The organism is Microbacterium hydrocarbonoxydans, assembly GCF_900105205.1.
GTDB lineage: Bacteria > Actinomycetota > Actinomycetes > Actinomycetales > Microbacteriaceae > Microbacterium > Microbacterium hydrocarbonoxydans.
In genome coordinates this window covers 512,803-531,364 of record NZ_FNSQ01000005.1, presented here as the reverse complement: position 1 = coordinate 531,364, position 18,562 = coordinate 512,803, and the positions used below count along the sequence as shown (strand labels likewise).

The window sequence follows — 18,562 nt, the reverse complement described above, 5'->3', positions numbered from 1 at the left end:
ATGCCGCAGCATCCGCCCCTTCCCGACCGCCTTAATCCCTCCGCTCAGACGTTCACGTCTCCGACGAGGTTGACCCGGATCCCCATGCCGGCGAACATCGCGGCCTTCGCGATCAGAGCCTTGTCCGCGGTCTCGGCGTCGGGCGCGTAGACCAGCTGGGCGTGATTCGCCTTGTGCCTGGCCATGAACTGGTCGCGGGAGACGCCGTGCAGCACGACGTGCGCGATCGGCCACTCCGGGTTCGTGGCGTCCTTGCGTCGCTGCGTCTCCTCTTCCGGCAGCTCGACCACGGAGGCGCGGAAGATGTCGGCCTGCAGGATGCCGTCGGCGATGAACACACGCGAGAGCACGATCTCGCCCGGCTTCGAGACGCCGTTGATCGTGGCGCCTCCCGCGGGGAAGAAGACGTGGCCCTGTCGCCAGCCCTCGGCGTTCTGCCACCCGCCGAGATGCGAGGCGGGCACCGAGCCCGAGATCTCGTAGACCCAGACGAACTGCCCGTCGTAGTCCTCGCCCCAGCGCACGTCGTGGAGGGTGTTGTCCGGCACGAGTCCCATCGCCCGCCAGACGCGGTCGGTCACCAGGGCGTCGACCGCGACCCCCTCGTCGGCCTCGTTGAAGTGCGGGAAGGCACGACCCTCGTGCAGCACCCGCGAGCCGTCGCGCGAGGTCACCGGCGGCCGCTCCGTCGAGTTGAGGATGCCCTCGGCGAGGTCCGATGCCGGCACCAGGTCCTTGAGGCCCTGCTGATACTGGATGCCGACGGCGTCGAGGCCGAAGTCGTCGGCGATCCGCAGCGCCGCGATGTACATCTTCAGCTGCCACTGCACCTGCTCTCGGGTCAGCTCGGTCACGGCATCCTCGCCGTAGCGGAACGTCATGCCGCGCTCGATCAGCCAGTCGTAGGCGGCATCCGCCTCTTCCTCCGTCACGTTCAGCATCTCGGCGTAGAGAGCCGACTGCGACAACCGCTCCTTGTAGATGCCGGTGCCGTTGAGCAGCTCGTCGTCGAAGATGGCGTTGTACATGCCCATGCAGCCCTCGTCGAACACGCCGATGATGGCCTTCTCCGCGAGCAGCTCCGCGGCGAGCGCCTCCCCTAGCGCCTTCTCGGGGCTGTCCGGCAGTGCCGGCAGCGGGCGCACGTGCGAGGCGTCATGCGTGATCGAGCCGGTCTCGGTCCACTCCCTGATGCCGGCGGTGAACCAGTCGTCCGTGAAATCGACCGACCAGATCGTCGAGTAGGGCTTGTTCATCTTCGTCAGCCCCGCGTTGAGCCCGAGGAGCCCGACGAGTCCCGGCCAGTCCCCGGCGAAGTTCGCGACCGTGAGGATCGGCCCCTCATGCGTGCGGAGTCCGGCGAGCACGTGGTGCGAGTACTGCCACACGGCCTCGGCGACGATCAGCGGGGCATCCGTGGGGATGTTCTTGAAGACCTCGAGACCCATGCGCTGACTGGAGATGAAGCCGTGCCCTGTCTCGGGGTCGACGTCGTTGGCGCGGATCACGGTCCAGCCGAGGTCGGCGAAGACGCCGGTGACACCCGCCTCGAGTTCGACCTGCACCGGCCAGCCGCCGGTGTTCGCGGCCTCGCGGAGGTCGCCGGATGCGATCAGGTAGGCGGTCCGGGGTGCGGATGCCGGACGGGATGCCTGTGCCGGGAGGGTGTAGGTGCTCATGATGCCTCTTCGCTGGTGCGGGTGGTGCTGGTCGGTCGGATGGTCGTGGTGGTGTCGGGCGGGAAGAGCTGCGTCTCGCCCGCTCGGAGTCGGATGCCGCGGCCGAGGCTCCGGCCGCGCAGCTGGAGGTCGTCGACGTCGAGCGTGCCGCCGTCGAGACGGAGCGTCAGGCAGTCGCCATCGATCTCGACGCGCCCCCACCCCGTGCCCGTGGTGAACAGACTGCGGAAGGCGCCCTCGGATGCCGGGGCGAAGGAGAGGACGCCGGTCGGTGCATCCCACTGCGCACCGCTCGCGCCGAGCAGCAGCGCCCAGGAGGCGAGGGAGCGCGCGTAGTGATTGCCGCACTCGATCTCGTTCCAGGGGTTGCGGTGGGTCCCGTCGTATCGGGATCGCACGGCACGTTCGATGCGCAGCGCCTCCTCCGTCCGCCCGGCGAACAGCAGAGAGGCGGCGACCTGGTGCTCCACCCCCGTCCACACCTCGTCGGAGTAGACGAACGGGATGCTCGGACGCCCGCCGTGCGGCCAGGAGGCGAGCAGGAGCCCGGCCTCGTCGTTCAGCGCGTAGACGCGCTGCGTGCTCTCGTGGGCGGTGAGGTCATCTCGGAAGTTGTGCGCGACGATCGCCGTCAGCGCGGACTCGACGCGCTCGGCGGGAAGGATGCTGCCGAGCCCGTTGAGGTACGCGTGGAACTGCCCGAGCAGCTGGTCGGAGAGCACGCCGTCGCCGTACTGGTAACGGTGCGCATCAGGGTCGTCGATGACCTGCCGGTAGTACTCGCCGTTCCACAGCGTCTCGTCGATCGCGGCGGCGACGTGGTCGGCCCGCCGATCCCACGCCGTCGCGCGTTCCGTCTCACCGAGATGGCGCGCCATCCGCGCCCCGGCCCGGAGAGCGGCGAGGTACACGCCGTTCGCGAGGGGCTCCGCGCCGTGGAACTCGATGTCGTAGGTGTTGTGCATCTCGCCGTCGAGCAGCCCGTCACCGTCGCGGTCCCACTCGCGGATCGCGTAGTCGAGCGTGCGGGAGGCAGCGGGCCAGAGCTCGCGCAGGAACGCGTCGTCGCCGCTGAACCGCCATTCGCGATGCAGTCGCAGCAGGGTGCCGAGCTGCCCGTCGACGGCGGGGCCCATGAACCACGACGGCCCGCCGAAGATGCGGTTGCCGCGGAACTTCTGCGCGCCCTCGTCGTCGGTCTCCAGCAGGTACTCGGCCCGCCGCGCGCTGCGCTCGAGCGTGGGGAAGAGCCACGCGAGCGTCTGCGCGTACGACCACACGTGCGTGCAGGTGCCCTCGCAGGACCCGCCGTGGTCGAAGGATCCTTCCCAGGCGGCGAACACCGGTCCTTCTCCGAGCTCGGGCGTGGGCGAATCGAGGACGAAGCCGGTGGTCGAGCGCGCCGCGGCGATGTTCGCGCCGATCGCATCCGCGAGCACCGGATCCAGACTCCCCCCGTAGAGGGCGTCCACGAATGCATCCGTCGAGCGCTCGAGCTCGTCGAGGTTCGCATGCAGGTGCCGCGCGGCGGCCCAGGCATCCGGCCAGAGCGTCGCGTAGTGGTTGTGGACGATCTCGTCGCCCGGCGGGTCGGCGAACACGATGTGCCCGTGCCATCCGCGCCGCCGGTTCGGGAAGCCCCAGGACAGCACGAACTCGAAGTCCCGGCTCTCCCCCGGCGCGATCTCGTGCACGAGCCCGAGCGATCCGGTGCGCAGTCGCGGGAGCTTCGCGAGCATCTCCTCCTCGGTCAGCGGGGCGGCGTCCGGGTCTGCATCGAGCTCGGCGAACAGCCCGCGCGGGCGGTCCTCGAGAGTCAGTCGCGGCTCCGCCTGCAGCAGGCCGTCGGCTGTGAGGTCGTCCCAGAACAGGCGAGCCCCGTCCGGCCAGTAGCTGGTCACCCACTGGGGCTTGACGGTGGTCGCGGCATCCGTCGTGGTGAGGCTGAGCGTGCCGTAGCCGGGGTCGTCGTCGGGCAGGTCGATGCCGAAGTCGAGGCCGCGCACGTCACCGTCGTCGCGCCAGCGCACCGTCTGGGTCGCGCGCATCCCCCACGGCGCGTCAGGGCCGGGCGTCCCTCGACCGGCCGTGTGCGAGACGCTCCCGACGATCGTGACCGTCATCGGCACGTCGGCGGGATTGGTGACGCGGTAGCGCAGCACCGCGGTGGGGATGCCGGATGCGTCGGCGTCGAGCGGCACCAGCGGAGTGAACGCGTGCAGCGAGACGTCGACGGGAAGCACGTCGTCGTCGAAGTCGACGTCGACCACGGGGTACTCGCCGTGCAGGGTCGCCCCGGCGAGACGAGGGAGCCCGGCGAGCTGGTCGAAGGCGTACCCCGCATCCGCGTCGTGACGCCCGGTCAGGCGGGCCTCGAGCACGCGCGTCACGGGCGAGCCCCCGGCGGGGGCGGCATGGATCGCGAAGAACGAGTGCGGGTTCCGTCTGCCCTTGTCCGGCAGGTTCTCCAGCTCCCAGTCGCGCAACTCCCCCCGCGCGCCGATCGAGACGTTGCCGGTGCCGATGCCGCCGAGCGGGAAGGCGGTGGCCTGCGAGGTGTGCGGGATGCCGGGGGCGCGACGCGTCATGCGGCAGCTCCTCTCTGGTCGGCGGCGAGCTCATGCGACACCGTCGCGGTGGCGTCGTACAGGCGCAGGTAGCGGTCGAACAGTGCGTCGTAGCGGGCGCGCGCCCCCGGGTCGGGCGTGATCGTCCGGGCGACGGGGTTCCAGTCCTCGATCGCCGGTGCGTCGCCGTGCTCGGCGGTCGCCTTCGCGGCGAGGAACGCGGCGCCGTAGCTCGCCCCCAAGGTCGTCTCCGGCACCTGCTGCACGAGCCCCGTGACGTCCGAGACCACCTGCAGCCAGAGTGCGCCCTGGGTGCCGCCCCCCACCGCGACGATGCGACGGATGTCGGCTCCGGCCGCGCGCATCGTCTCGACGTTGTGCCGCACGCCGAGCGCCGTGGCCTCGAGGGCCGCCCGATACAGGTCACCTCTGGTGTGCGCGAGGGTGAGTCCGGCGATGACGCCCCGAGCATTCGGGTCCTGGATGGGCGTGCGCTCGCCCGCGAAGTACGGCAGCATCAGCAGTCCGCGCGCACCCGCGCCGGACTCGACCGCCTCGGCGAGAAGCTGCCCGTAGTCGGCGCCGGTCAGATCGGCGAGCCATGCCGTGAGGGCACCCGAGGTCGACAGACCTCCCGCCAGATTGCGGGTGCCGGCGAAGGCGCCGGCCGTCGTCCACATCGAGGGGCTGCGCAGCGTCTCGGAGCCCGTGGCGACGAGGAACATCGTCGTGCCGTACATCAGCATGAGGTCACCGGTTCCGTGCGCGCCGACGCTCACCGCCTCGGCCCAGGCGTCGATCGTGCCCGTGATGACCGGGGTGCCGATGGGTATGCCGGTGGCTGCCGCCGCGTCCGCGGTGACGGCTCCGGCGATGTCGCCCGCCCAGCGCAGCTCCGGCTGGGCGATCGTCGGCGCGTAGCGCTGCCACCACTCGTCGTGCCAGGCTTCGCGGTCGATGTCGTAGAGCGGTGAGACCTGGCTCGCGGACTGGTGGTCGAGCACGTACGCGCCCGTGAGTCGACGCACGAGCCACGAAGCCGGCATGAACAGCCGTTCGGCGCGCGACCAGGCCGTCGGCTCCTCGTCGGCGATCCAGACGATCTTCGGGCCACCCGCCTGAGAGGTGAGCGAGGAGCCTCCCACCCTGACGATCTCGTCCTCGCCGAGCTCGGCGGTCAGGCGCTCGATCTGGTCGCCGGCGCGAGTGTCGACCCCGTACAGGATCGCCTCGCGGACGGGTCGATCGTCGGCATCCGCGAGCAGGATGCACGGCCCCATCCCGCTCACGCCGACGCCGGCGACCTGCGCCTCCGGGGCAGCGGCGAGGAGCTCGCGGGAGAGCTGCGTGAACTCCTCCCACCAGACGTCGGCATCCATCTCCACCCAGCCGGTGCGCGGACGGCTGACCCGGTGCGCTCTCGTCGCCGAGGCGACGATCGCGCCGGTCGCGTCGACGAGCACGCCCTTGCTGCTGGATGTGCCGATGTCCACCCCGAGGGTGCAGCGCATGGCGTCCTCCTTGAAACCGATGCCCGTGATTCTGAAATCTCTCGCAACTGTACGCGAAATCGATTTCACGGCGCAAGGAGCTGTACGCAGGTTTCCTGCGGATGCCGATCGCGGGCTGCCCGGACGCCGGGAAGGGCGGAGCGACCTCGCGCGGCGGGTCAGCTCCGGACGGCGCTCGCGGGCTGGATCTCGTTGCGCAGCACCACGGTGCGCGAGGGCTGGGCGTCGCCGCCGATGCGGTCCAGCAGCATCCGCGCCGCCGTCACGCCCATGTGCCGCGCCGGCAGTCGCACGACGGTCACCGCGGTGGGCGACAGCGTCGTGAACGGCAGCGAGCCGATCACCGCGACGCCCACCTGCGGGGGCGTGAGGCCGCGCTCGGTGAGCACCTGGATCGCTCCGACGCCGATGAGGTTGTTGCCGGCCACCACGGCATCCGGCGGTTCGGGGAGCGCGAGCAGCTCCTCCATCGCCGCACGTCCGCCGTCGACGCGGAAGGTCGCGAAGCGCTCGAGCTCGTCGAGGTCGAGCTCGGGGCGGGCGGCGCTCAGCGCCGCGCGCCATCCTGCGGCGCGCTCGGCCGCCGTGTCGATGTGCTCGGGCCCGCCGATGTAGGCGATACGCCGGTACCCGGCGTCGAGCAGGTCCTTGGCGGCCGAGGTGCCAGCCGCCCTGTTCGCCATCACGACGCCGTCGATGTCGTAGGTCGTGCTGCGGTCGACGGCCACGACGGGACGTCCGGTGGCGAGGATGCTGTCGAGGTTGGAGTTCTCATCCGCCGTCGCGATGATGATGCCCGACATGTGCTCGGCGATCGCGATCCGCAGATACGTCGCCTCCTTCTCGACCTGGGCGTCGGAATTGCACAGGACGACCGAGTATCCGGCCTCCGAGGCGACGTCCTCGACGCCTCGCGCCATCTCGGTGAAGTACGGGTTCTCGATGTCGGGGATCACGAGCGCGATGACCTCGGAGCTCTGACGTCGCAGGGTCCTGGCCGTGCGATTCGGCGTGAAGTTGAGCTTCGCCGCGGCGTCGCGCACGGCGGCGACCTTGTCCTCCGACACGCTCGTGCCGTTGAAGACGCGCGACACGGTGGCGGGAGAGACCTTCGCCAGCTCCGCGACGTCGTAGATCGTGGCCATTCGAACCTCACTGCCTCGTCCGGCTGCGCCGGATCTGAAGTAACAGTATCGCGCCCACCCTTGATCTCTGGCGCTTCGTTCTGAAATCGATTACATTAGCGCCCATGACTTACGCACCCTCCGATCTGGCGAGCCTCGCAGCGCTGCGACCCGTGCAGACCCGCTCCATCTCCCCCGAGAACTTCGACGGATCCGCTGGGGGCGGAGGCCGGGCGACCGAGGGTACCGGGGCCTCCTGCGCCCGTGACCTCGGCCCCGGCTGGAAGATCTCCCCCAGCGTCGATGTGAAGGCCGGCGAGACCTTCGACCTCGCGAAGATCGAGGGTGCGGGCAAGATCACGCACATCTGGATCACGACGCACACCGACAACTGGCGCACGCTCCTGCTGCGCGCGTACTGGGACGGCGCCGAGGAACCCGCGGTCGAGGTGCCGTACGGCGACTTCTTCTGCAACGGGTGGGGCGTGTTCGCTCAGGTGAACTCGCAGACGATCGCCGCGAACCCGCACGGCGGCTTCAACTCTTACTGGCCGATGCCGTTCAAGGACGGCGCCCGCCTGACCATCGAGAACACCTCGGTCGTCGACGTGCGCATCTACTACCAGGTGACCTACGAGATCGGGGGCGACCACTCGAACGACGCCTACTTCCACGCGCAGTGGCGGCGATCGAACCCGCTCGAGGAGCTGACCCCGCACGTCATCCTCGAGGGCATCGAGGGGCAGGGCCAGTACGTCGGCACCTACATCGCGTGGGGCGTCAACTCGAACGGCTGGTGGGGCGAGGGCGAGATCAAGTTCTACCTCGACGACGACAGCGATTACCCCACGATCGCCGGCACCGGCACCGAGGACTACTTCGGCGGCGCCTGGAACTTCGACATCCCCGGCAGCGGATACACCCAGTTCTCCACGCCCTACCTGGGCATGCCGCAGGTCATCAAGCCCGACGGACTGTATGTGAGCCAGCAGCGTTTCGGGATGTACCGCTGGCACCTCCTCGACCCGATCCACTTCTCGACCGGGATCCCGAAGGTCGACATCCAGGCCCTCGGCTGGCGGAGCGGATGGCGCTACCTGCCGCTGCGTGACGACATCGCCTCGACGGCCGTGTTCTACCTCGATCGCCCGACCGCACGTCGACCAAGGACGCCCTCGGCCGACGACCTGGAGGTGCACCTAGGAACCGCTCCGGTGCCCGACCTGGGAGCGACCCCTCCGCGCTGATCGTCCGAGGCGCTCAGCCGTTCGATCCACGGCCGGGAGGAACGGAGCGCCGACCGAGGGTAGAAGCGAGGATGAGAAGGACCCGCGCGAGTTTCCGTGCGGGCCCTTCTCAGATGTGTCGGTGGTTCATGATCGGGTGCGGAGGAGCCCCCACTTGATCAGGAACACGAGGAAAACGATGACTGCGGCCACCCCAAGAACGACGGCCCAGATGGGGAGAACAACGCTTTCGGTCGAGGAGTCGGCGAGGACCCCGAGCGTGAAGATGTACACGGCGACGGAGACAGCAACGAGGAGCCCTGCCCCTGCCGCGATGAGGTAGGCGGCTTTTCGAGTCATCATGGTCGCAGCCTAGTTGGGGTTGCAAAGGTTGAGAACAAAGTCCGCGTAGCTCACGTTGGGACGACGAGTCTCCAGATTCCAGGGGTTCTTGACGGCGCCGATATTCCTCGCATGACAGATCAGCTGCTTCCTCATCGTCTCGGCTTCGTACTTGGAGGGCACCAGGCTCTTGTACGACTCCCAGATGGCGCTGTCGCTGGCACGGCTGAAGTTGTAGGTCCCGACGGTCACCGAGACCCTGTCTCCGCCGGCGGGATCCGCGGCTGCGGAGATGTTCTTGTACATCGTGTTACCGCCATAGTTGGTCGGATCCGCGACGATCGGGTACTGGAAAGAACCCGAGGAGTGGTCAACCACCTGGGTCAGAACGTTCCCGTCCAGCTCGTACCACGTCGGCACAGGGGCTCCTGAGGCGTCGAATGCCCACGGGAGGTCGACGACCAGCTGCACCGCGCCGCTTTCGTCGTACCCGACCACCCCGCCGTCCTGAAACAGCACGAGGTCCACGCCCGTGTAGGTGTAGGAGAAGGAGTCCTGACTCTGAGCGGATTGGAGCACCGACGTGATCCGCAGGCTGCCATCATCATTCAGGTTCACCACGGATGCGTCCCCATCTGCGTGGGCGAAAGCAGCCGCATGACCTCCCACTGCGAGCGATGCGCCCGACACGGCCGCATCGATCCCTACAGAGATCTCGGCTCCGTCGGACACCAGCTGAATCGGCTCGGTCGCACCATAAGGAATCGCCACGTCCACATCTCCCACGTGTGCCTCGAGCCCTTCCGCCGATGCGTTGAGAGGAGCCGTGGAGGCGAGAGCCTCCGGAACGATCTGCGTTACGAAAGTCGCGGCATCAGGCTCCTCGCTGCTGTCCGCGTGAGCGGCAACCGCACCGAATGACGACGCGGCCAGACCTACTGCAGCCGCCATGGCCAATTTCGGGGGACACACGGCGCCAGATGGCAGACCTGGAGCGCTACCGCATGGGTGTTATTTGAGTCCCGCCATCTTGATGTTGCCGATGATCTGGCGCTGGAAGATCAGGAACAGGATGATCACCGGCGCGGCCGCCAGCACCGACCCGGCCATCAGGAGTCCCAGCTCGGTCGAGCGCTCGGAGCGGAAGGTCGCGAGGTACTGCTGCAGCACGAACCGCTCCGGCGAGGTGATGGTGAGGATGGGCCACACGTAGGAGTTCCAGTACGCGAGGAACGCGGTGATGCCCATCACGACGAACGGCGGCTTGGACAGCGGCAGGAAGATCCGCAGGAAGATCCCGAAGCGACCGCAGCCGTCGAGCATCGCCGCCTCCTCGAGGCTCTTGGGGATGTTCAGATAGAACTGCCGGATGAAGAAGACCATCCCGGCGCTCGCGAGCCCGGGGATCACGAGCACGGCCAGGGTGTCGAGCATCGACAGCCGCGTCACGACGATGAAGCTCGTGAGCAGGATCGTCATCCCGGGGATGAACATGGTCGTGATCACGACGGTCCAGATCACGCCCTTGAACCGGAAGTCGAGTCTGGCGAACGCGTAGGCCGCCAGCGAGTTGACCGCGAGGCTGCCGACGGTGAACAGGACGGCACCGAAGAACGTCCAGATGAGCGTGCGGAGGAATGTCGGGTCCGCCAGGATCTGGGCGTAGTTCTGCCAGAGCCAGACCTCGGGGAAGAACTGGAAGGGCGTCTCGACGACCTCGGTCTTCGACTTGAATCCGGCGATCACCATCCACGCGAGCGGGAACAGCGAGGCGACGACGAAGAGCGCGCCCACGATGGTCTTGCCGACGAGCACCAGCCAGCCGCCGGTGCTGCGCGGGACGCGCGGCGACCTCGGCTCCTTGCCGGCGAGCACGATACGAGTGGTCTCCTGGATGACGGCCATCTCAGTCCACCAGCCTCTCGGAGTTGACGAACTTGAACACCAGGGCCGAGATCGTGCCGAGCACGACGAACAGCAGCAGCGCGGCCGCGATCGAATAGCCCACGTTCACGTCGTTGCGGAAGTGGTTGAAGATGAAGAGGTTGGGCAGTGTGGTCGAGTCCAGCGGACCGCCCTGGGTCATCACGAGAGGCAGCTCGAACTGCTGGATCGCGGCGACGAACCCGGTGATGAGCAGGTACAGCACCACGTTCTTCATCTGCGGGAGGGTGATGTACGAGGTCTTCTGCCACCAGTTGGCGCCCTCCATCGCGGCCGCCTCGTAGTACTCGGCCGGGATGTCGACCATCGCGGCGACCATGATTAGGGAGGTCAGCCCCATGCCGAGCCAGATGGCCGGCACGGCGATGGCGATCAGCGCCCACTTCGGGTCGCCGATCCAGGCGATGGGCTCGATGCCGAACGTACCCAGGAAGGCGTTGAGCAGCCCGCCGGAGTAGTTGTAGATGAGCACGAAGATGATCGACGCGATCACGGCGGAGATGATCGTCGGGATGTAGATGCTGACCTTGAGGATGCTGGCTGCGCGACGCGACACCGCGACGACGAGGCTGGCGAAGAGGAACGCGAGCACGAGCATCACCGGCACCGTGAGGAGCACGAACGCGAATCCTCGTCCGATGGTGGCGAGGAACAGCGGATCTTTGAGGACGTTGGAGTAGTTGCGGATGCCGACGAACTCCGGATCCTTGTAGAAGCTCCAGTCCTGGAAGGACAGATACCCCGCGTACACCGCCGGCCAGATCACGAAGATCCCCAGCAGCACCACCACCGGCAGCAGGAACCAGTAGGCCGTCCTGTTGTCGCGATAGCGGTAGCGATTCTGTCTCAGCCGGATCTCCCGGCGCTCCTGCACAGCCTGACTGGCCATTTCCACCTCGTCGTGATGTCGGTGATGTCGGTCGCGTCACCGTGCGGGGGCGGACATGCCCGCCCCCGCACGGTCGACACGGTCAGTTCTTCGGCGCCTTGTCCGGCAGTCCGTCGCGGTCGATCACGGTCTGGATCGCCGCGGTCGCGGTCTTGATGGCATCGTCCACGGAGGCCGATCCCTTCATGACCGACTCCATCGCGGTGCCGACGGCGAGGTTGACGTCCCACGGGTAGGTCGCGCCGGCGATGGCGTCGGGGGCGATGTCGTCGACGATGACGCTCGACCACGGCGCGTCCGCGGCCTCTTCGCTCTCGGCGACGGCGTCCTGCACCGACTGACGGACCGGCACCTTGGTGAACTGGGTGTCCACGAAGAACGGCACGAGGTTCTCGGGGTCACCGGCGATCGCCCAGGAGAGGAACTCGCCGGCGGCATCCGGGTTCTTGCTCTTCGCATCGACCACCCACGTGAAGTTGCCCATGGTCGTGGCGGTGCGGCCGTCGGCATCCGAGGAGCTCGGGAACGCACCCACGCCCGTCTTGCTCAGCAGGTCGGGGTAGTCCGAGCCGATCTCGGACATCATCCACGAGCCCGAGACCTTGAAGGCGACCTTCTGCTGGCCGAAGTCCTCGCCCGCGACATAGGCAGCGAGGGGCTGCTTGGGCATGTATCCCTTGTCCCACAGCTCCTTGTACTGCTCCATCAGCGAGCGGTACTCGTCGTTGTCGATGTCGGGGGCGGTCCAGTCGTCGCTCAGGGCCAGGTGGCCGGCGAAGTTGTACTGCTGACCGACCGTCGACCAGGCGAAGGTCACGGCATCCTGCGCCGGCGAGATGCAGTACTGGCCGTCCGAGAGTGTCGGCTGGATCTTCGCGCAGGCGTCGAGCAGGTCGTCCCACGTCTCGGGAGCGCTCGAGGAGTCCACACCTGCCGCGTCGAGCATGTCGGTGTTCCAGAACAGCACCGTCTGCGGCTCGAGCAGCAGCGGGTAGGCGTAGTGCGTGCCGTCGACCTCCGAGATCGACTTCGCGTTGTCGAGGATCTCGCCGAGCGCATCCTCGGAGACGATCGAGTCGAGCTCGTGCACCGAGCCGGCGTTGACGAGATCGAGCAGGTTGGCCGAGCTCGTGTAGATGTCGGGCGCCTTGCCCGCGGCCTGCGCGGCCTTCATCTTCTGATCCCAGGCGTCGGCGGGGACCTCGGTGTCGACGACCTTGATCTCGTCCTGCGACGCGTTGAACTTCTTGACGATGTCGGCGTACCACTCGTTCTCGACGGGGGTGAAGGTGCGGTGCCAGAACTGCACGGTCGTGACGCCGCCCTCTCCGCCGTCGCCTCCGGCGGATTCGCCGGGGGTGCCGGATCCGCAGGCCGCGAGCATCGCTCCGACCGTCAGCACGCCGACGGCGGTGACCGCCGCCCTGCGTGTGCGTGTGGTGATTGTCATGGTTCCTCCTCAGGAACGGACTCGTCATCGAGTCGCTGCTGTGTGCTCGGGCTGCTGAAGATCACCGGCCGTGCCAGACGATCGACGGTGACCGGGTATGCGCCAGAGTATGCGAAATCGATTTCATGCGCAAGAGATCGAACCGGGCATCATCCGCCGACGCGGTCCAGATCGGCCGAGAACCAGAACACGTTGTACGGCCCCCAGAGCGAGAGTGCGAAGTGGATGCGCCGCCCACCCTCCGTGACATAGCGGGGGTTGAGGTACGGCGAGTACAGCCCCTCGTACTCACTGCCGGACACGAGCTCGATCGGCTCGCCCCACGGCCCCCACGGGGTGATCCCCTCTCGGATGTAGGCGCTGCCGGCATCCGAATAGGTCATGATCCATCGCTCGAGGTAGGTCGACCACATCACCGACAGCTCGCCGATCGTGCCCTCGACGATCGTCTCGGCGTCGGCCATGTCCGAACTCCACTGCGGGGTCTCCCCATCGACGCCCGCGAAGTACGAGTACGCGGACTGATCCTCGACGGCCTCCTCCGTCGCCGGCACGCGCATGAGCTGCACGCCGCCGAACCGTCCGGACGGGATGGACCAGAAGTAGATCCAGCCCTCCCCGCCGTCGGTGACTTCGGCGGTCGCGACCTGGACGAAGTTCGAGTCGCCCGGCCACTCGACGCCCTCCACGGGTGACCAGGTCGCGCCGTCGTCACGCGACACGATCAGCGCGGCATGGTTGGCATCCCAGGCCCCCGGCTCTCCCCAGAAGCGCACCGACATGTACGAGACGTAGATCGTCTCGCCGATCGCGAACCCGTAGGTGGGGATCTTGGTGACCTCCCCCTCGGCGCCGTTGGCGTCGTGATCCCCCTCGATCAGGGCGCCGGCGAGGCCGATGTCGTCCTCCACCCATCCCTCGAACTCGATCCCGTCCGAGGGGTCGTCGTCGGTGGTCCAGGCGGCCACGTTCGAGCGCCAGAACCCGCCCTGCCCGCCGATCGACTCGGGGTCGCGCTCCCCGAAGGTGTCGCCGAAGAAGAAGTACGTGCGGTCGCCCACATTGGTCATCGACCCCAGATCGGTGCCGGCCACCGACACCGCCGCAGTGTCGTTCATGGCGTCGGGACCGGTCAGCTGGGCGATCTCGGTGAGGCCGGAGACGCCCTCCAGCACGAAAGGCCTGTCCTGGTCGATGTCGATGCTCACGGCGTCGCCGCCCGTGCATCCCGCGAGGGCGAGGACGAGCGCAGCGGATGCCGCGAGGGCGATGGCGCGGCGGGATGAAGACGGGACACGGGGCATGATCCTCCTCGATCAGCGGTCTGCGGTCACCCCGAATCTAGCGAAATCGATTTCAAGAAGCCAGGGTCAGTCCCGGCGACCGTCGCGCCTCAGGTCACTCGGCGAGCATCCGATCGCGCACCTGCCGGCGCAGCACCTTGCCGATGAGGGAGCGCGGCAGGTCGTCCACCGCGACGACGCGCTTCGGCACCTTGTACGGCGTGAGCCGCGTGCGGCAGAAGTCCCGCAGCGCGGCGGAGTCCAGGGCCGCGCCCTCGCGGAGCACCACCGCGGCGGCCACCTCCTCGCCGCCGTTCGACCGCGGCAGGCCCACCACCGCCGCGGCGACGACGTCGGGATGAGCCTCGAGCGCATCCTCCACCTCGCTCGGCGACACGTTGAAGCCGCCGGTGATGATCAGCTCCTTGAGGCGGTCGACGATCGTGACGAATCCGTCCGGCGACACCTCGGCGATGTCCCCGGTGCGCAGCCACCCGTCGGCGAGCAGCACGTCGGCCGTGTCGCTCGGGCGACGCCAGTACCCGGTGAACACCTGCGGACCCCGGATGAGCAGCTCGCCGCGCTCCCCGACCGGCAGGTCGACGTCGGTGTCGGCGGGGTCGACCACGCGGATCTCGGTGCTCGGGAAGGGCACCCCGACCGTGCCGGGGCGCCGTGTCCTGCCCATCGGGTTGCCGAGCGCGACAGGAGAGCTCTCCGTCATGCCGTAGCCCTCGACCAGCAGGCCGCCGGTCGCCTCCTCCCACCGCTGCACGGTCGCCACCGGCAGGCTCATCGCGCCGGAGATCGCGAACCGCACGGTCGAGAGGTCGATCGTGCCGCGGGATGCCGCCCGCGCGAGCTGATCGTAGATCGGCGGGACCGCGGGCAGGAAGGTGGGCGGGCTGGTCTTGGCCGCCTTCGTCACCAGGCCGAGGTCGAACGTCGGGAACAGCACCAGTTTCGCGCCGATGCTCATCGCGAACGTCAGGCAGAGCGTCATCCCGTAGGCGTGGAAGAGCGGCAGGACGCCGTAGAACGTCTCCTCGCCGTCGACGAGTCCCGGTACCCACGCGCGTCCCTGCATCGCGTTCGCCCGCAGATTGGCGTGAGTGAGGATCGCGCCCTTCGGATCGCCGGTCGTGCCGCTGGTGTACTGCAGCAGCGCCGTGTCATCCAGCGTCGGCCCCGGCACCCGGCGCGACAGCGGCCGGTGATCGATCAGCTTCCGCCAGGCCAACGCATGGCGCGTGCGGGGCGTGGCGGTCAGCTTCGCCCGTGCCGCGCGTGCCTTCGGCACCGGCAGTCGCAGCAGCAGCCGCTGACCGGCGGGCATCGCCTCGGTGAGGTCGACGCTCACGATGTGCTCGACGCGCAGGTCCGAGGGGAACTCGGCGATGGTGTCGACGGTCTTGTCCCAGACGATCGCGACCTTGGCGCCGTGATCCTCGAACTGGTGCCGCAGCTCCCTGGCCGTGTAGAGCGGGTTGTGCTCGACGACGATCGCGCCGAGGCGGAGCGCGGCATAGAAGGCCACCACGTGCTGCGGACAGTTGGGCAGCACGAGCGCGACCCTGTCGCCGCGCCCGACTCCGAGCCGCCGCAGCCCCTCGGCTGCGCGCAGGATCTGCGCACCGAGCTCGCGGTAGGTCGTCACCGAGCCGAAGAACTCCAGAGCGGGGCGCCGGGCGAAGGCCGTGACGCTCGCGGCCATCATCTCCGGCAGCGTCTGGGCCGGTGTCTCGATCTCCGCCGGGACGCCGTCCGCGTAGGAGTCGAGCCAGGGTCGGGATTCGTACGGGGTGGGGGACATGGTTCCATCCTCCCTCCGGTTCCCCTGGTTCAGCTGAGCCAGGCGGGCGCGCGTCCGCGGAGGAAGGCGCCATCGAGCGAGAAACGGCCCGCGCCGGTGAGAGCGAGCGCGAGGGACGCGACGCCCAGCACGGCGACGAACTCGTATCCGCCCTCGCCGACCCAGAGGCCTGCGGGCAGGTGCACCGCGATCAGGGCGACGATCATGTCGACGGCCAGGAGCACGCCGACCGGGCGAGTGAACAGCCCGAGAATGAGCAGGGTCCCGCAAATCAGCTCGATGAAGGCGACCACGGGAGCGGCGATCTCTGGCAGGGGGATCCCCATGCCTTCGTGGCAGGACACCGCGCGCCAGGCGCGGAGCAGGTTCGATCCCTCCTTTCAGGCCAGGAAGCACGCTTTTCCATCTCCTGAGTGCCGCCGTGGGCACGCCTGCCGCCGGCCGCCTTCCGTAGACTCGCCGGGTGGCGCGAATCGCGTGGCCGGAAGGGAGCAGGGACACAAGGTGAGGGCACGATCCGTGTTCGGCGTGCTGCGCCTGGCGACAGCAGCCGTGTGCACCGTCGCCCTCGTGCACCGACTGCTCTGGGGGCTCAGCTCCCGCACGATCGCCGGCGAGAACTTCTTCGCCTATCTGACCGTGCAGTCCAACTGCGCGCTCGTCGTGGTGCTGCTGATCGGCGCCGTGCTCGCGTTCCTCCGCGCGAGCGACCCTCGCTGGTTCACGGTCGCGCTCGCTCTCGTGCTCACCTGGACGATCACCGCGGGCCTCGCCTTCGCGCTGATCGTCTGGCAGGCGGGGCTGCGCGGCATCCGCGTCGACGTCCCCTGGTCCGATCAGGTGCTGCACTTCTGGCTGCCCGCGTGCACCGCCCTTGCCTGGGTCTTCACCCCCGGTCATCGCGGCGTGCCGTGGTGGGTGGTGCCGACGGCGCTCGCCTTCCCGCTGGCGTGGGGCGGCGTGACCCTGTGGCGCGGTCCGTCGGTGGGCTGGTACCCCTACTACTTCCTCGACCCCCGCCAGGTGTCGGGGCCCCCGGAGTTCCTGCTCACCAGCGCCATCGCCCTGGCGATCTTCGCGCTCGTCGCCACGGTGATCGTGTTCGTCAGCCGGATGCGCCGGCGCGGCCGGGAGCGCCCAGAGGTCTGACGCGCCTCAGGCCGGCGCCGGGAGGAACGGCGCGAGCGAGGCGATGGCGGCTTCCAGCGCCTCCTGGTCGTCGAGATCGGCGAACGCCTCGGCATCCGGTCCGCCCACGATGCCGACGACGATGTTCTCGCCGGTCGCCGGAGCGAGGTTGAGCCAGGTGCGGATCAGCGCGTCGCCGCCCACCACGTGCCAGATCATCGCCTCGGGGTCGGTCGCGACCGCGGGATCTCCGTCGCCGTCGGCGTTCTCGGGCGCCTCGGGGATGAGCGGCTCATCGAATCGCAGCCAGACCGTCTCGATGTGACCCATGCCGAGTTCGGCGATGGCGCCACGATGCGCGAACGGGAGGGCGGGGGCGAACTGCAGGCCCTCGCTCTTCAGCACACCCAACGGCACCGTGATCAGGACGCGACCGAAAGACAGCGACTCCCCCGAGGCGATGCCGAGGCTGACGCCGGCCTCGTCGTATGCGACCCGGCTCACCGGCGACGACAGGCTCAGCTTGGCCCCCTCGAGGAGTCCGTCGATCAGAGGCATGAGGTCCCCGAGCGGAGCGGTGCTCTCGGCCGGGGGCAGGGTCGGAGGGAACCAGGTCGAGAGCTGTGCGGCATCGGCCCCCGCCGACGCCGAGATCGAGGCGAGCAGCGCCGCGAGGCCGGGCTCCGTAGGGTCTGCGCCGGCGGCCGTGAGCGCGTCTTCGAGGGAGGTGTCCTCGAGCCCCTGCTGCGCGGTGGAGATCGCCGCCTGCACGGGCTCCGCGCTCACGGCGGCGACGTCTCCCTCGGCGGAACGCCACACGTCTCCCGAGAGCGCAGCGGTGCGGACGTCGAGCCGGTCGAGGTCGTCGAGCAGCGCCGCATCCGAGGAGCCGAGCAGCCAGCCGCCCAGCTGCGCCGGGAACGGCCACGCCTTCTCGTCCACCACCGACTGGATGCGCCCGCCGATGCGGTCGCGCGCTTCGAACACCGTGACCTGCAGCCCGTCCGCGACGAGCAGTGCCGCGGCGGTCGCCCCGGCCAGACCCGCACCGACGACGGCGACGCGCTCACCCTCGTCGGCGGCGCGCCGGAGTTCGCCCGCAGCCCTTTCGCCGGAGCGCACCGCGGCGGCCATCGTCCCCGGTGCCTCGACGTCGGTCGCCTCGCCCGCGAGGAAAAGGCGGTCATCGATCGGCTCGGCCAGCGCTTCTCGAGCACTGGCCTGCGCGCCCACCGGCGTGAAGCTCGCCGCACCCAGGGCGAAGGAGTCCGTGGCCCAGGAGCTCCGGGCGAACGCGGCAGGGGTGATCGGCCCCGCCGTCGGCTGCGGGGTCGGGGATCCGTCCGGCGTGGGAGTGGGCGCCGGCTCGGGCGTGCAGGAGGCCAGCAGGACTCCCAGGACACCGGCTCCGGCGCCGATCAACAGTGTGCGACGCGTCATCCTCATCGTGTCGCAACGATACCGCGCGCGCGGTCGCCCGACGAGCGCGGAGCGGCGACTCGGCTGCCTCCGCTGCCGCCGGCGTCTGGTCGCGTGACCGTCTCTGCACCGAAGCCCCCTCAGAGGCGGACTGCACAGCGGACGGCGGCCAGCGGGGGCCGCGCCG

15 protein-coding genes are annotated in these 18,562 nt (G+C 68.9%); 2 read left to right on the top strand and 13 right to left on the bottom strand.

Annotation, left to right across the window (positions count from 1 at the left end):
• Positions 1-44: 44 nt before the first annotated feature.
• The 4 genes from BLW44_RS02875 to BLW44_RS02860 form a co-directional block, all read right to left on the bottom strand.
• Positions 45-1,679, bottom strand: coding sequence for a fucose isomerase (locus BLW44_RS02875; RefSeq protein WP_060927839.1), 1,635 nt, complete (start codon positions 1,677-1,679; stop codon positions 45-47).
• The gene (locus BLW44_RS02870; RefSeq protein ID WP_060927840.1) at positions 1,676-4,267 is read right to left on the bottom strand and encodes a GH116 family glycosyl hydrolase; all 2,592 of its coding nucleotides are present in this window, start codon (positions 4,265-4,267) and stop codon (positions 1,676-1,678) included. Before BLW44_RS02870 ends, BLW44_RS02875 begins: the two co-directional genes overlap by 4 nt.
• Positions 4,264-5,757, bottom strand: a complete 1,494-nt coding sequence (locus BLW44_RS02865) for an FGGY-family carbohydrate kinase (RefSeq protein ID WP_060927841.1) — start codon at positions 5,755-5,757, stop codon at positions 4,264-4,266. Before BLW44_RS02865 ends, BLW44_RS02870 begins: the two co-directional genes overlap by 4 nt.
• A gap of 158 nt (positions 5,758-5,915) precedes the next feature.
• Positions 5,916-6,902, bottom strand: a complete 987-nt coding sequence (locus BLW44_RS02860) for a LacI family DNA-binding transcriptional regulator (RefSeq protein ID WP_060927842.1) — start codon at positions 6,900-6,902, stop codon at positions 5,916-5,918.
• Between the two features lie 104 nt (positions 6,903-7,006).
• Here BLW44_RS02860 and BLW44_RS02855 point away from each other — a divergent pair, with 104 nt between their 5' ends.
• Positions 7,007-8,128, top strand: a complete 1,122-nt coding sequence (locus tag BLW44_RS02855) for a glycoside hydrolase family 172 protein (protein WP_060927843.1) — start codon at positions 7,007-7,009, stop codon at positions 8,126-8,128.
• A gap of 126 nt (positions 8,129-8,254) precedes the next feature.
• Here the strand turns inward: BLW44_RS02855 and BLW44_RS02850 are convergent, their stop codons facing one another.
• From BLW44_RS02850 to BLW44_RS02815, 8 genes are all read right to left on the bottom strand, one after another.
• Positions 8,255-8,470 (bottom strand): hypothetical protein, encoded by a 216-nt coding sequence (locus BLW44_RS02850; protein ID WP_060927844.1) that lies wholly within the window; start codon positions 8,468-8,470, stop codon positions 8,255-8,257.
• Positions 8,471-8,479: 9 nt separating this feature from the next.
• The gene (locus BLW44_RS02845) at positions 8,480-9,400 is read right to left on the bottom strand and encodes a DUF2599 domain-containing protein (RefSeq protein WP_060927845.1); all 921 of its coding nucleotides are present in this window, start codon (positions 9,398-9,400) and stop codon (positions 8,480-8,482) included.
• Positions 9,401-9,460: 60 nt separating this feature from the next.
• On the bottom strand, positions 9,461-10,354 hold the full coding sequence (locus BLW44_RS02840; protein ID WP_060927846.1) for a carbohydrate ABC transporter permease: 894 nt from the start codon (positions 10,352-10,354) through the stop codon (positions 9,461-9,463).
• Between the two features lies 1 nt (position 10,355).
• Positions 10,356-11,282 (bottom strand): carbohydrate ABC transporter permease, encoded by a 927-nt coding sequence (locus BLW44_RS02835; RefSeq protein WP_060927847.1) that lies wholly within the window; start codon positions 11,280-11,282, stop codon positions 10,356-10,358.
• A gap of 82 nt (positions 11,283-11,364) precedes the next feature.
• The gene (locus BLW44_RS02830) at positions 11,365-12,732 is read right to left on the bottom strand and encodes an ABC transporter substrate-binding protein (RefSeq protein ID WP_060927848.1); all 1,368 of its coding nucleotides are present in this window, start codon (positions 12,730-12,732) and stop codon (positions 11,365-11,367) included.
• 149 nt (positions 12,733-12,881) lie between these two features.
• Positions 12,882-14,036: a DUF4185 domain-containing protein gene (locus tag BLW44_RS02825; RefSeq protein ID WP_060927849.1), complete on the bottom strand. Its 1,155-nt coding sequence runs from the start codon at positions 14,034-14,036 to the stop codon at positions 12,882-12,884.
• A 94-nt stretch (positions 14,037-14,130) separates the two neighbouring features.
• A complete protein-coding gene (locus BLW44_RS02820; RefSeq protein ID WP_060927850.1) occupies positions 14,131-15,828 on the bottom strand; it encodes a long-chain-fatty-acid--CoA ligase in 1,698 nt (565 codons plus the stop codon).
• Positions 15,829-15,857: 29 nt separating this feature from the next.
• Positions 15,858-16,154: a DoxX family protein gene (locus BLW44_RS02815; protein ID WP_082724597.1), complete on the bottom strand. Its 297-nt coding sequence runs from the start codon at positions 16,152-16,154 to the stop codon at positions 15,858-15,860.
• A gap of 178 nt (positions 16,155-16,332) precedes the next feature.
• Here BLW44_RS02815 and BLW44_RS02810 point away from each other — a divergent pair, with 178 nt between their 5' ends.
• Positions 16,333-16,977, top strand: coding sequence for a Pr6Pr family membrane protein (locus BLW44_RS02810; protein WP_245647451.1), 645 nt, complete (start codon positions 16,333-16,335; stop codon positions 16,975-16,977).
• A gap of 6 nt (positions 16,978-16,983) precedes the next feature.
• On the opposite strand, the gene BLW44_RS02805 is transcribed toward BLW44_RS02810, so the two are convergent.
• Positions 16,984-18,396, bottom strand: a complete 1,413-nt coding sequence (locus BLW44_RS02805; RefSeq protein WP_254775109.1) for a flavin monoamine oxidase family protein — start codon at positions 18,394-18,396, stop codon at positions 16,984-16,986.
• Between the last annotated feature and the right edge of the window lie 166 nt (positions 18,397-18,562).

Coding starts and splice junctions, on each gene's coding strand:
- BLW44_RS02875 (WP_060927839.1), bottom strand. CDS start 1,679: ATGAGCACCTACACCCTCCCGGCACAGGCATCCCGTCCGGCATCCGCA.
- BLW44_RS02870 (WP_060927840.1), bottom strand. CDS start 4,267: ATGACGCGTCGCGCCCCCGGCATCCCGCACACCTCGCAGGCCACCGCC.
- BLW44_RS02865 (WP_060927841.1), bottom strand. CDS start 5,757: ATGCGCTGCACCCTCGGGGTGGACATCGGCACATCCAGCAGCAAGGGC.
- BLW44_RS02860 (WP_060927842.1), bottom strand. CDS start 6,902: ATGGCCACGATCTACGACGTCGCGGAGCTGGCGAAGGTCTCTCCCGCC.
- BLW44_RS02855 (WP_060927843.1), top strand. CDS start 7,007: ATGACTTACGCACCCTCCGATCTGGCGAGCCTCGCAGCGCTGCGACCC.
- BLW44_RS02850 (WP_060927844.1), bottom strand. CDS start 8,470: ATGATGACTCGAAAAGCCGCCTACCTCATCGCGGCAGGGGCAGGGCTC.
- BLW44_RS02845 (WP_060927845.1), bottom strand. CDS start 9,400: ATGGCGGCTGCAGTAGGTCTGGCCGCGTCGTCATTCGGTGCGGTTGCC.
- BLW44_RS02840 (WP_060927846.1), bottom strand. CDS start 10,354: ATGGCCGTCATCCAGGAGACCACTCGTATCGTGCTCGCCGGCAAGGAG.
- BLW44_RS02835 (WP_060927847.1), bottom strand. CDS start 11,282: ATGGCCAGTCAGGCTGTGCAGGAGCGCCGGGAGATCCGGCTGAGACAG.
- BLW44_RS02830 (WP_060927848.1), bottom strand. CDS start 12,732: ATGACAATCACCACACGCACACGCAGGGCGGCGGTCACCGCCGTCGGC.
- BLW44_RS02825 (WP_060927849.1), bottom strand. CDS start 14,036: ATGCCCCGTGTCCCGTCTTCATCCCGCCGCGCCATCGCCCTCGCGGCA.
- BLW44_RS02820 (WP_060927850.1), bottom strand. CDS start 15,828: ATGTCCCCCACCCCGTACGAATCCCGACCCTGGCTCGACTCCTACGCG.
- BLW44_RS02815 (WP_082724597.1), bottom strand. CDS start 16,154: ATGGGGATCCCCCTGCCAGAGATCGCCGCTCCCGTGGTCGCCTTCATC.
- BLW44_RS02805 (WP_254775109.1), bottom strand. CDS start 18,396: ATGACGCGTCGCACACTGTTGATCGGCGCCGGAGCCGGTGTCCTGGGA.